Origin of the sequence: Butyricicoccus sp. AM27-36 (assembly GCF_003480945.1) — a bacterium.
Classification (GTDB): domain Bacteria; phylum Bacillota; class Clostridia; order Oscillospirales; family Butyricicoccaceae; genus Agathobaculum; species Agathobaculum butyriciproducens.
This window is the reverse complement of sequence record NZ_QUJR01000001.1, coordinates 210,284-224,023: the sequence shown is the minus strand read 5'-3', so window position 1 is coordinate 224,023 and position 13,740 is coordinate 210,284. Positions and strand designations below refer to the sequence as shown.

The following is a 13,740-nucleotide window of genomic DNA, read 5'->3' as shown; positions in this document are numbered from 1 at the left end:
TATCTTTTATTATAACATGCTGCCGCGCTCCTGCACAACAGAAATTTCCGCCGTTGGCGCTGACGGAAGTTTTCCTTTATTCTGCATCGCATTGGTAGTATAATATAATTGTGCAACCGGTCAAATTCCGGTAAACAAAGGGAGGGAGAGCGACCCGGCTGCGGTCGAACGACTATGAACCGACAGAAAATTCTGATTGTTGATGACTCAGAGCTCAACCGAGAAATGCTCAAGGCGATTCTCGGTGAGGAATATGACTACGCAGAGGCAGAGGACGGCGCGCAGGCCCTCCTCATGATCCAGCAGGATATGCACATCGACCTGCTGCTGCTGGATATCAATATGCCGAAAATCGACGGCTTCGGCGTGCTCGAGCGCATGAATCAGTTCCGCTGGATCGAGGAGCTGCCAGTCATCATGATCTCCGCCGCCGAGGACCGCGCGGTTATCGAACGCTGTTACAGCCTTGGCATTACCGACTATATCCGCCGTCCGTTCGACTCCTTCATTGTGCAGCGCCGCGTCAAAAACACGCTCACGCTCTACGCCAACCAGAAGCGGCTGATGGGCATGGTCTCCGACCAGATCTATCAGAACGAGAAGGACAGCCATGTCATGATCGGCATCCTCAGTCATATCGTCGAGTTCCGCAACAGCGAGAGCGCACAGCATGTGCTTCAGGTGCAGACCGTGACCGAAATGCTGTTGCGCAAGCTGACCGAAAAGACCGATGTATACGGTCTGACCGAGGACAAGATCCGCCTCATCACCACCGCGTCCGCCCTGCACGACATCGGCAAGATCAGCATCCCCGAGAACATTCTGAACAAGGCGGGCGCACTGACGCCCGAGGAATTCAACATCATCCGCACCCATCCCGCCATCGGCGCATCCATGCTCGAGGGGCTGACGCAGTACCGCGCCGAGCCGCTGGTCAAGGTCGCCATCGAGATCTGCCGCTGGCACCACGAGCGCTGGGACGGCGGCGGCTATCCGGACGGCCTGCTCGGTGAACAGATCCCGATCTCGGCGCAGGTAGTCGCACTGGCGGACGTATTTGACGCGCTGACCAGTGACCGCTGCTACAAAAAGGCATACACCCACGACACCGCCATCACCATGATCCTCAACGGAGAGTGCGGCGCGTTCAACCCGATGCTGCTCGACTGCCTGCAGGAGATCAGCATGCGCCTCCGAAGCGCACTGCCGACGCTTGCCGCCGATCAGGTGCTCCGCCGCGACGCCAAGCGCCTGTCTGCCGAGCTGCTGCAAAAGAGTGCTGTACCGCACAGCGACCGCGCCCAGCGCGAGCTGAATTATGTCAAGGAAAAGCTGGATTTCTTTGTCTCCTGCTGCGGCGATGTGCAGTTTGAGTATGACGTTCCTGCCGGTACCATCATAATAGCCGACCGGAGCCGTCCGCGTCAGCAGCAGTGCACGATACTGGACGTGCATGAAACGGACAGCCTCCGACTGCTGCGGCCGGCCGATATTGCGCGGCTCAGAGCCGCTCTCAGGGCCACAACGCCCGAGAACAACGAGCTTTCGCTCAGCCTGCTTCTGCCGGTCGGGCGCAAGCAGCACTGGCACAATATCCGGATGCACACGCTCTGGTCGCCGTTCTCCCCCGGTCACTATGTCGGCGTGATCGGCTGTCTGACTGATGCACAGAAGGTGCAGGGCGGCTATGCGCCCTTCCGCTGCACAGGCAAAAGCGTAACGGACGAGCCGTCGATCACCAACGATATCCAACGTCTGAGCACGGTCTTTGATGTCGTCCGTCTGGTTGACCCGACGAAATACGCCGTGCTCGATCTCGATGCGGACGGCATTCTGCACCGCACAGGCGAGCGCTGCGCCGCGTTCTGGGATAACGATGCGGGCTGCGCCAACTGCATCTCCGCACGGGCGTTTGCTGAGCATACTACGCTCAACAAGCTCGAATTTACACGAAATGAGATGTATTTCGTCATCGCCAAGTATATTACGATCAACGGCACGCCCTGCGTGCTCGAGCTGGTCTCGCGGCTCAACGAGGGCCGCTGGATTGACGCAAACGGCTCGCGTTTTCTGCTTGACCGCACGCGCGGCGAGGATATGCAGCTGTTCCTCGACCCGCTGACCAACGTCTATTCGCGCCGCTATTTTGAAACCTACCGCACCCACCTTGAGGGCATGGAGGGCGTGGCGCTGATCGACGTAAACAACTTCAAGCTCATCAACGATCGCTGCGGCCACGCCGCAGGCGATGCGGCGCTGCGCGACATCGCAAACGCGGTGCGCTCCTGCATTCGCAAGACCGATATTCTGATCCGCTACGGCGGCGACGAGTTCCTGCTGCTGTTTCCGCGCATGACCGAGGAAGCTTTTCTCGACAAGAAAAAGCAGATCCAGCAGGCCGTGCACGGCATCCGCATGTCGGAATTCGCGGATATCCAGCTTTCGGTCAGCATCGGCGGCATCTGCGGTGTGCATCCGATCACAGAGGCTATCCGCAAGGCGGATTATCTGATGTATCTGGACAAGGCAGAGCAGAAGTCCTGAAAAGCGAAATCCCCTGCCGGGGAGACAGAAAATCTGTCCCCGGCAGGGGATTTTTTTGCGTTTTTTCCAAGCGGCAGCCGCGGCAGCGCGACGGAGTCTGCGCAAGGAGCCGCGGCAGCGCGACCGGAGTCTGCGCAAGGAGCCGCGTCTTTAATTTTGTGCTGCCTCCGCTTTCTCGACCGAAATGATCGTGCCGTCAAACGAATCGACCTCGGAGACCGTGCCCGTATAAGTCACAGTGACCGAATCGCCCTCTGCGGCATCGTCCAGACCCTTCGGCGTATCGGAGGGATCGTAGGTAAATTCATAGGCGGCACCCTCGGCATCCGTTACAACGAACATGCCGTTCTTCTTCTCATCGAGCGAGCCGGTGAGCGTATTTTCCTGCTGCTGTTCGCTGCTCGAGGACGAGGCCGCCGCAGACGATGCTGTACCGGTATCCGTATTTTCGGCGGGCTTGCTGCCGCAGGCCGAAAGCGATGCAGCCAGCAGAGCCGTGCAGACAAATACCATCAGTGTTTTTTTCATGTAAAAAGCCTTCTTTCTAAGAGAGCAGTATCTGCTCTCTTTCTCTCTATTAGACGAAGCACGTCTAAAAAGGTTCCGGCTTCTGAAAAATTTTTTCACGGATTTTTCGGCGGTCCGCCGCATCCGGTCACAGCTGTTCGACGGCTTCCTCGGTCAGCAGCCGCAGCAGCTCGCCCGGCGGCAGAGGACGGGAGAAATAATAGCCCTGAATCATATCCACGTTCCAGCTCCGCAGCAGCTCCATCTCCTCCTGCGTCTCTACGCCCTCTGCAATGATGCGGTAGCCGAGACGGCAGAAGGCGGATACGATGCTCTGGTAGAAGAGCGCGGCGTTTTTGTCCGTGCAGATGTGGAACAGCAGCGAACGGTCGAGCTTGATGACCGAGAACGGCAGCTGCATGACCGTGTTCAGGTTGGCGTAACCCGAGCCGAAATCGTCCAGGCACAGGCCGATGCCGACCGCCTGAAAGCTCTCCGCTACCCGGGTCAGGCTCGCGGAATACTCGGTCGCAACCGTCTCGGTGATCTCAAACTGGAAGCAGGAATACGGCAGACCGTATTCGTCCAGAATGCGGATCAGGTGGCTTCCGCCATCGCTGTGAATAAGATCGAGCGGCGAAAGATTGATCTTGACGTTCGCAATGCTCGCGCGGAGCGCCAGGTTTTCGCGCAGAAAACGGCAGACGCGCCGCAGCTGAAGCTCGGTGATCTGACTGATAAGGCGGTTCTTCTCCGCAAGGCGGATAAAAATATCCGGTGAAATCCAGCCGAGTGTGGGATGCCGCAGGCGGCTGAGCGCCTCAAGGGTGACAAAGCGCTGCTGATGCAGCGAATAGACCGGCTGATAGTAGACCTCGAACAGATCCTCGTCGATCGCGCGGTGCAGGAACTGCTCGACCTGCTTGTTGTAGTAAAAACTGTCCCTGTTCTTGCGGTCGTTCTGGATGACCTCAGTCCCGCCGCGGCGTGCTGCGAGAGATTCGAGATATTCCGCATAATCCAGCACAAGACCGCCCGTTCCCAGCTTTTCCGCACCCACCACGCCGCACAGGATGACCGGCGAGGGAGCGGCCTGCGCGTCATCCGGCTGCGTGCGGAACACCTGCCGCAGACTCGTCAGACAGACTTCGTACTCGCGCAGCGAGAACGTCAGCAGCAAAAACCGCTTGCCTGTCACGCGGAACACGTTCCTGCCCGCGATCTCCTGCATGTGCTCTGCCGCGCGGCGCAGAAATTCATCGCCGCTCTGCACGCCCGAGACTTTGTTCATATGGTCAAGCTGGTAGGCGTAGACCGTGATGATGTGAAAGGCCTTGTGTGCGTCGGTCAGCTCGTTCATGCGGCGCAGCAGATACTGCTTGTCATTCAGTCCAGTCAGGCTGTCCATGCACGCGCAGGGATTATTGATGGTCAGATACATTGCAAGGATGCTGAGCGAAAGGCCGAAGCCGGTCGTCAGCACCGCGGGATTGACGGCCTGCGCGGCGATGCCGAAGGCGGCGAGCAAAAAGACCGTAAGCAGCGCCGTCAGATTGCGGCGGCTGACCGCATCCCGGTGCACCGCGACAAAAATCGCTGCCGCCGCGATGTGCAGCAGGGCGCTGATATACAGCAGCAGATACCACGGACCGTAGCAGTAGCCGGTGCTGTCGAAATAGAACAGCTTTTCGGTGAAGGGGTTGGTCAGAATGATAAAGACCAGAGCGATAGTCGGAATGCCCATGCGCAGCACGGTTCCGGTGGAGATCACGCGGCTCGAGCAAAGTGTACAGACATAGTACAGCAGCATGAGCGGCAGGATCGCCTGAAACAGATAGAACACGGTGTTCGAGAGCATGCGGCCGACACCAAAGCTGTACGGAACGTACAGAATGAAGCATGTACTGACCAGCTCAGCGAGAACGTCCAGACTGACGACGGTCAGCAGGCGGCGGAACATGAGGCTGTTCCGGTCATCCATCTGCCGCTGATGAGAATACTGCCACAGAACAACCAGCAGCACCGCCATCCCGGCGATCAGATAATGTAGATTGGTTGTCATTCCGTGTCCCCTCCCAGTCTGGTTTCATTTCTCTTCAAATAGGCGTCCGCCTCCGCCTTCCATGCGCTGATACTGCGCGATTTTCCGTCCTCATCGCACAGGCGGCTGAAGCCGTAGGTCATCGTGATGCGGGCGCGCGGCGCACAGGTGCGGTTGTACCGCGCGACGATCGCGCTGAACTGCCGGTGCAGCTGTCCCGAATTTGCACTTGGCTCGGGGCGGATAAGGGCGAACTCGTTTCCGCCGGTGCGGAAGCACGATACGCTTTCGCCTCCGTCCTCGCACGCGCGGCAAAAGTCTGCAACGCACCGCGCGGCGGCGATGACCGCCTCATCTCCCGCCTGAAGGCCGAAGCAGTCATTGCGCTCGTTCAGACCCTCCAGCCGGATATAGGTCAGCACCGCATCGCGGCATCCGACCTCGCCGGTGCGAATGCGCTCCATGTATTCCTCGAATGCGCGGCGATTCGGCAGACCGGTCATACGGTCCTCACGCTGCATCTGATGGCTGATACGGTGCTCCATGTGAAAGCGCATATCCTCGGTCGCCTGTCCGATCAGCTCACGGAAGAGCAGGATGATGAACAGCAGCACGCCAAACTGGAATATCGCATCGTACCAGTAGATGTGCAGCAGGCCGTACAGGACGAGCGCTGCCACGCCGAACACACCCAGTGCGGCAAACGCCGCAATATGCAGCCGAAGCTGCTGCGAGGGCTGCTCGCGGTACGACCGGAGCAGCACGATCAGCATCGCTGCGACGCCTGCCGCCAGAATCAGGTGCGTCAGCGGCAGCATATCAATAAACCGGATGCCGAAAAGCCGATACGCCGCGCCCTGTGCGAGCACGTTGGCGCAGAACAGTGCAATGCATATATCAGGAACAAGCTGCTGTCTGCCGCTTACCGTGTTGCGGACAAAATGCACCATCGGGATAGACATCAGCATAAAGGCGTAAAAGGAAACGACGCTTCCGGCGGCAGTATCCCGTCCGTAAATCTGATACAGAGCGGAATCGGTCAGGCACCACAGGCTGCACAGCAGCAGAAAGACCGCCACATCGAGGAAGCGGCACTCGCGGATGCCGCAGCTGCTCATGTAGCAGAAGATCAGCAGCGCCAGCACGGCAAGGATGACCATGGCGAGCATCATGACCAGAGAAAACAGTGAGGTCTGGATATGGTGGCCGGTGATGCTCCGCACCGAGCCGAGCAGAGGCGCGTCAAACCTGCCGGTCCGGTCGGAAAGCTGCGTAAAGGTCAGACTGAGCGTCTGTCCGCCGATGTTGTCCGGAAGTTCCGCATCCGCCCACAGGCGTCCCTTCATCTGTGTGTTTTTGGGAAAGGCGTTGTCCTCGTAGCGATAGAGCAGCGTTTCGCCCGCACGAATCTCGATGCCGTATTCCACACCGCGCGCGGACAGCAGCTTTCCGGCATCGCTGTCGGTCAGCGTGTCGTTATACAGGGTAAGCGTCTGTTCCGGCGCGGCCGGAAGCGTGACCGGGAGCGCAACCTCGTGCCGCACGCTGTCCGTCAGCTGATACCAGCCGGTATCGAGTGTGGAAAGCTCCCTGTCCGGCTCGTGCTGATGCAGTCCGGCAATGAGGAACGTCAGCATTGCCACGGTCAGCAGCAGGGCGGCTGTCTCTGCGGCGCACCGCAGGCTTTTGTGTTTCATGACTGTTCCTCCGTCCGGTCGTCTTCGTGATGGTGCTGCTTTTCCGTGTACATGCGGCTGTCCGCCGTGATGCGCACCTGCGAAGCGTCACCGTCCTCCGGATAGCAGGCGCAGCCGCAGCTGACGCCGACAGAAAGCAGTTTTCCTTCGATAACGATGGGCGCAGAGAGCATAGTCTGGATGCGCTCGGCCATGCGGCCGCGCTGCTCCTCGTCCATATCGGCGCTGACGATAAGCGCGAACTCATTGCCGCCGATGCGGAAGGCGTAGTCCCGGCTGCGGATGCAGCGCAGCAGCCGCGCGCTGATCTCCTTGAGCAGCCGGTCTCCCATGGCGTGACCGTAGGTGTCGTTTATCGGCTTAAAGCGGTCGAGATCGAGGTAATACAGCACAAACGGCAGCTTTTTCGCCTCACAGATGTTCAGGACCCGACTGAAATAGCGCTCGTTGAACAGGCCGGTCAGACCGTCCGTGTTTGCCATGTTTTCCAGCTCGACCTTCTGCCCGATATCCTGCACAACCTGCATGATCACGGAGACCGTGCCGTCCGCGTGCCACTCAACCGGGAGGACGGTCATCACCATATAGGCGTTCTCCGTCCGGCTGCAATACTCGATTTTGATGTTGTCATCCGGTTTGCGGAGCACACTGCGCAGATAGTCCGGCGTAAGCAGCCGCGAAAGCTTGGCGTTTTCCGTATCGATCAGCGCGACATAGCGTTTAGAGATGATTTCGACCATTTCCGAATACTGTCCGGAGGTCGGATAGAGCGGCTGATCGAACCGCAGCTCATAATAGCGGTAGCGTCCGGTATCCAGATTGACGATGGAATACCGATCGACGATGCGGCTCATGCTTTGCAGGAAACGGTCGCTTTTCATCTTTTCGCGCTCGAGGTTCAGCCGCTCCATTTCCTCGTTCTTAAGGCGCAGCCGGCTCTCCATCCCCAGCGCCAGCACCACGATGATGACGGTGAAAAAACAGAGTGCGCCGAGCAGGATGAGCGAGGAATTCTGCACGTCATACAGTGCACCGTCCACCTCATCCGCCTGGATGATGCCAACGAGTGACCAGTCCGGAAACGCGGTCGGCATCGCGACCAGATAGTTTCTCGTCCCATCGCAGGTGAACTGCGCGCTTCCGCTCTTGCCAAGCTGAATGCAGTCCTTAATATCGTCCATGCTGCCATATTTCCAGTCAGCGTGGTCGGACAGGTCATACAGGTTGGTCATTCCCGCGCACAGCTCGGTCTGCGGTTCAAACTCCAGCACGATGTCGCCGTTCGAGCGCACCACATAGCAGTCGCTCTGTCCGCCGTACATACTGCCGTCAACCAGATCATCGACCACGTCCGTATCATAGCTGACCGCGATACCGGTGTAGGTCACGCCGTCCAGCGTCAGATTTCGGCTCATCGGCATCGCGAACACGATCTTGGGCACGCCATAGGTCGCCGTATAGGTGGAGACGATTGGCTCGCCCTTGCTGTACATCTCCTGAAAAACGCCGTCGATGCTGTCGGCGCTGCCCTTTCGCCCATCTGCTGTTAGATACTGCGTGCTCTCGTTGAACAGATAGACGTCGCTGTAATGCCACGACAGCTTGTTGCTCTGCGCATCCGGCCAGATGCTGTCAACATCCGCATCCTCCTTCGCATTCTTCATCAGACTGTCCCACTGTCTCAGCACGGCCCAGTTTCTCTGCACGAACAGCGTGAAGGTCTTGGAGATTTGCGCATAGCTTTCGAGCAGATGATTCGAGCTTTCCTGATAGATCTGCATTCCGATGTAGTTGCTGTAAACGCTAATGCCTGCCGCGAACACTATGGCGAGAAGTGCGGTCAGCAGAGCAATTCTTGATCGCTTTTTCATGTTCTGCCCCTCCTTCGGTAAAATTTATTCATTCCTTTTTCCATGCCATAATTATACTATTTCCCGACCCAAAAAGAAAGCGAAGATTGCGGCGCAGCGGCATTTATTTTCCTCTGCATATCCGAAAAACCCGAAGTACCGTCAGCCGTTTTCGGCCGGTACTCCGGGTTTTGATGTATCCGCATGGCGCGGTCAGTGCATAATGCCCTTCAGCGCGTCGATCAGCTCCTCAACCACGATCGGCTTGGACAAAAAGCCGTTCATGCCGCAGTCGAACGCCTGCTTTCGCTCCTCCTCAAACACGTTGGCCGTCATGGCAACGATCGGGACTGCGGCGCGCGCCGGGTCCTTCAGCGCACGAATGCGCTGGGTGGCGGTGTAGCCGTCCATGACCGGCATCTGCACATCCATCAGCACCAGATCATAGCGACCCGGGTCCGAGGTGCGAACCTTCTCCACCGCGACCGCGCCGTTCTCGGCGGTATCGACCAGAAAACCATACTCGTGCAGGATTGTCATCGCAATCTCACGGTTCAGCTCGTTATCCTCAACCAGCAGGATATGCCGTCCGCGGAAGTCGGCGTTTTTCCCGGGCAGGATGTCCTGCTCATCTGCCGTCTGCATGTGTCCGATGGCTGTCAGCAGGGTGTCGCGCAGGTCGGACAGGAACATCGGCTTGGAGCAGAAGGCCGTCACGCCTGCCGCCTTCGCCTCCGCTTCGATATCCGACCAGTCGTAGGCGGTCAGGATGATGATGGGGGTGTCATCGTTCAGGCTGCGGATCTGGCGCGTGACCTCGATGCCGTTCATGTCCGGCAGCCGCCAGTCGATGATATAGGCGCGGCAGGGGTCGTCCAACTCGATGGACTGCCGCGCACGCAGCACGGCCTCCCGGCCGGAGAGCGTCCACTCCGCACGCATTCCCACACGGGTCAGCAGCTTTGCCACGCTGTCGCAGGTGTTGAAATCGTCGTCCACCACCAGCGCCTTGAGGCCGGCAAGCTCCGCAATCTTTTCCTCGCGGCGGCTACCGGTCTGCACGCGCAGCGGCAGGCAGATGATAAACTCGGTGCCTCGGTTCTTCTCGGTCTGCACCTTGATCGTGCCGCCCATCATCTCGACGATATTCCGGGTGATGGCCATGCCGAGGCCGGTTCCCTGTATCCGGCTGACCGTGGAGGTACGCTCGCGTTCAAACGGCTCAAAAATCTTCTGCGCGAACTCCGGACTCATGCCGATGCCGTTGTCGCGGACACGGAACTCGTACTGTGCACAGTCGCGCACGGTTCCGGCAAGCTGCCGGACACGCACGGAAACCGTGCCGCCCGCCGGCGTGAACTTGATTGCGTTGGACAGCAGGTTGAGCAGGATCTGCCCCATCCGTGTCCGGTCGCAGTAAACGTCCTCATCGGTAACGTCAAGCGCATCCATATAAAGCTCGAGCTGCTTGGCGTGCACCTGTCCGCCGACGATGGTCTTGATGTCGTGCAGCATCTCGGACAGGTTGACCTCGGTTTCCTCCAGCTGGAGCTTGCCGCTCTCGATGCGGCTCATGTCCAGAATATCGTTGATGAGCGCAAGCAGGTGGCGGCTCGAGGAGAGGGTTTTGGTCAGATAGTCCTTCACCCGTTCCTGATTATCGATATTGCTGACCGCAAGGGTGGTAAATCCGATGATCGCATTCATCGGTGTGCGAATATCGTGCGACATATTGGACAGGAAGGTGCTCTTGGCGCGGCTGGCGGCTTCGGCGGCCGCAACCGCCTCGGAAAGCGCCTGATTGATCTTCCGATCAGCCGTGCGGTCGGACATCACGAGGATGTACTTGGTCCGGCCTGCGACCTCGCTGCCCATGGCAACGATGTGGAACCAGCGGCGCTCACCAGTCTGCTGATGGGCATAATCGGCATCCCATTCGCTCTGCTCGCCGCACTGAATCCCCGCGAGGAAGTTCTTATCGTGGTCGGGAGAGTCCTTCGGGTGCAGCGCCCGCAGTGCACGGATGTCCTGCTGCACCTGCTTGAGCGGCACGCCCAGCAGCCGCTCGATGTTCGGGCTGACATAGTCCGTGCGGGAGGTTTCGGCATCCAGCATGAAGAAAACGTCGTCCACGTTGCGTGAGAGCCGGGTGAACAGCTCATCCTTGTACAGGATCTCGGTATCTCTCCGACGCAGCGCATCGCGGCTTCTGTGCACGATGAGCGCGATGAGCAGCACCATAAGCAGGCACGCAATAGCGGTCACGATCTCGACCGTCCGGTGCCACAGCGTATCCATGCTGGCGTTAACAACGCTGACCGGGACAAGGCTGAGCATGATCCAGTCCTGGATGCCTGTGTTCTCGTAGACCAGATAGTACCGGGTTCCATGCAGCGTCAGCATCAGACTGCCGTTCCTGCCCTGCGCGAAATCGTCACTCAGCGCGTCGAACGCTTTATCGGACAGATTGGAGCTGCTGCGCAGCTCCGCGAGGAAATTATAGACCGATTCCTCGCTGCCGTTCTCACCGTCAGCCTCGCTGTCGAGCACAACGCGCCCGTCCGGGTAGACAACATAGTTGTGGCTCGTGCCCTCGAAGGCGGAGTTGTCGATCGCGTTCAGCACCGTATCATTATAGTAGGCGATGGCGATCGCATCATAGGCGAAGCCGCGGTAGATTCCCTGTATCTCCGGGCAGGCGAACACGAGCATCTGCGGCTTTCCGGGCAGCACCGCATTCACAACGACGTCCTCTCCGGCGAAAAGCTGCGTGTCCAGATCGGTCTGCGAGCCAAGGCTGCTCTTTTCGCCGTCCTGCGTCATGCAGCTGCCGTCCGAGGCGAGGAAGTAGAGGGCGGCGCAGCCGGTCTCCTTCTGCATCTCGTTCAGACTAGAGCGGATCTGTTCTTCGCTCGAGGCGTTTTTCAGAAAATCGTTCCACAGATGCAGCAGCATCTGGTTTCGGCTGACCAGATGGTTCAGCATATTGTCGGATTTACGCAGGATCTCCGACAGATGCGAGGTGCTCTCCCGATAGACCGTCTGCGACATAAACAAGAAATACCGATAGCAGATGCCGCCGAGCAGCACCGCCAGAGCCAACAGTGCGGCGGCAGGGCGGCGCCATTTTTTCAGGAAGCGGTATTTTATTTTGCTTCCGCGTGTTTTATCTGCCATTTCCGTTTACCTCAATGTAATATAGTTTTCCGGCTCCGCCAGTACGGCATTCCCCTCGGAGACATACGCGCTCCAGGTGTCCCGAACTCTCGTGTCGCCACCCTCGAAGGCACGGCTCTCGTCCGCAAACAGCGGCGCCATGCTGCCCACCGTCGCCAGACAGGTTACGGTTACGGTCTCGTCCTCGCGGAGCGGTTTGCCGTCCCGCGTGATCCCGGTCAGCGTAAAGCCGCCGTTTTCCTCCTTGACCTCGATGGCGATGCCGCTGACCACCGGCAGAGAGCCGCGGTTAAACGGCGTAAAGCCGCCCTCGCAGCCCTCGACAAAGGCGCGGACGGTCTCGGTCAGCTCCGCACCGTTCATCGTGCGCTGATACGCGCGCAGATCGTTCGGCATGATCATAGAGGCAGCCATATTCTCGGTGTAGTCTGCCGCCAGCACGCTGCCGGTAAAGCTGTTCGCCGCAGCAATGAGCACATCGGTGTCATACACGCCGCGCAGCGTGTTCGCCATCACGGAGAAGGAGGCATTGCCGCTGTCCGCATGGAAAACGTTTGAATAGCCCTTGTCCAAGGTCAGCACAGCCGTATCCGCGGCAGGCTCATCCGCAAGCAGCTGCGCGTTGAACGCCTGATACGCCTGCTCTGCCGTATATTCTCCTGCGATCATGCGCGAGACCACATCCTTGGAGACCGAGAAGAAATCGTTGGAGGCGATGCGGATGTACATATGGTTCTGCTCGACCACCGGGCGCACGTCCTCAAGATAATCGGTCAGACGAAGGCTGACGTTCTGGCTGTAGCTCAGAATGTCCTGTCCGTCATAGACGATGCGGTTCTGTGCGTCCTCGGAGAGCATGACACGGAGCACCTGCATCGCCTTGTCGCGGCGGTTGCTGTCCTGCTCGAGATTGCGGCTCAGCGCAACCTGAAAATACGGGGTGGTCATCAGCCACTGCTGCCCGTCCTGACCGAAGAACGGCAGGAAGGTCGTATCAATGCCCTCATCCTGCAGGATTTTAACATTAGCAGAGCTGCCGAAGAACATGGCAAGCTCGCCGCTGCGCATCCGGTCCATGATGTCCTCGTAGATCAGTGTCAGGTCAGCGGCGTTCAGGCCGGTATCGTGGATGAACTGCTCGAGGTTCTTGAATGCGGTCGGCCAAACGGTGTCATCCAGACCGACTTTCTCGGTGCTGGCCGGGTCGCTGTAGGCGGTGCGCCATTTGCGGCCTTCCGCCGAGGAAAGCTCGGAAACCGAAAGTCCCTGAAGCGTTTCCATGCAGGTGTAATCGTAGAAATAGTCCGCATCAAAGCCGCGGATGCCGCGCTTTTCAAACGCTTGACAGGCGGAAACAAAGCTGTCGTAATCGGTGGGCAGCGGAATGCCGTATTTCTCGAACAGACTGCGGTTGACCACAAAGCCGTGCGCGTCCGCGCAGACCGGCAGCCAGTTTACGCTGCCGTCCTCGTTTTTGAAGCTGTTGAGGTAGGTGTTGTAGACCGCGCCCGCCTCGTTGGTCGTGGCGAGGTTCATCAGACTGTCCTTGAGCGGCGCAGCATCATGCAGCGAGAAGCGGCAGCAGGTAATGATGTCCGGCAGGCCGCCGTTCTCGTTCAGAAATTTGTAAAAATCCAGATCGTTATTGCCGACAATGAACTCAATATTCACATCCGGCAGCTGCGACTGGATATAGGGGGCATATTTTTCGTACAGCGTGGTGTTCCACAGATAGACCTGAATGGTTTCCGCGTCCTCCTGCGCTTCGCTCTTTTGTGTGCCGCAGCCGGTCAGCAGACATGCCGCTGTTACCAGTACCGCGAGCAGGAAGGACAGTCCGCGCTTCCGCTTTTTTGTTTTCATCAACCAATTCTCCTTACCCGTGACAGCCGCCTCTCCCCGACAGACTGCCCTTCTTTTTCCT

The 13,740-nt window shown here is 58.6% G+C and carries 7 protein-coding genes; 1 reads left to right on the top strand and 6 read right to left on the bottom strand.

Annotated features, from left to right (window positions below; translation table 11 throughout):
- The first annotated feature begins 174 nt into the window (after window positions 1-174).
- Window positions 175-2,544 carry an HD domain-containing phosphohydrolase gene (locus tag DW724_RS16285; protein WP_118760369.1) on the top strand — a complete coding sequence of 790 codons (2,370 nt, stop codon included), beginning with the start codon at window positions 175-177 and terminating at the stop codon, window positions 2,542-2,544.
- Between the two features lie 150 nt (window positions 2,545-2,694).
- Here the strand turns inward: DW724_RS16285 and DW724_RS01035 are convergent, their stop codons facing one another.
- The 6 genes from DW724_RS01035 to DW724_RS01010 form a co-directional block, all read right to left on the bottom strand.
- Entirely contained in the window at window positions 2,695-3,072 is a 378-nt protein-coding gene (locus DW724_RS01035) for a hypothetical protein (protein WP_118760368.1), read from the bottom strand.
- A 127-nt stretch (window positions 3,073-3,199) separates the two neighbouring features.
- Window positions 3,200-5,113 (bottom strand): EAL domain-containing protein, encoded by a 1,914-nt coding sequence (locus tag DW724_RS01030; RefSeq protein WP_118760367.1) that lies wholly within the window; start codon window positions 5,111-5,113, stop codon window positions 3,200-3,202.
- On the bottom strand, window positions 5,110-6,789 hold the full coding sequence (locus DW724_RS01025) for a sensor domain-containing diguanylate cyclase (protein WP_118760366.1): 1,680 nt from the start codon (window positions 6,787-6,789) through the stop codon (window positions 5,110-5,112). Before DW724_RS01025 ends, DW724_RS01030 begins: the two co-directional genes overlap by 4 nt.
- Window positions 6,786-8,660, bottom strand: coding sequence for a sensor domain-containing diguanylate cyclase (locus tag DW724_RS01020; RefSeq protein WP_118760365.1), 1,875 nt, complete (start codon window positions 8,658-8,660; stop codon window positions 6,786-6,788). The genes DW724_RS01025 and DW724_RS01020 overlap by 4 nt, the downstream gene beginning before the upstream one ends.
- A 192-nt stretch (window positions 8,661-8,852) precedes the next feature.
- Window positions 8,853-11,816 carry a hybrid sensor histidine kinase/response regulator gene (locus DW724_RS01015; protein WP_118760364.1) on the bottom strand — a complete coding sequence of 988 codons (2,964 nt, stop codon included), beginning with the start codon at window positions 11,814-11,816 and terminating at the stop codon, window positions 8,853-8,855.
- A gap of 6 nt (window positions 11,817-11,822) precedes the next feature.
- Window positions 11,823-13,679 (bottom strand): ABC transporter substrate-binding protein, encoded by a 1,857-nt coding sequence (locus tag DW724_RS01010; RefSeq protein WP_118760363.1) that lies wholly within the window; start codon window positions 13,677-13,679, stop codon window positions 11,823-11,825.
- Window positions 13,680-13,740 lie beyond the last annotated feature (61 nt).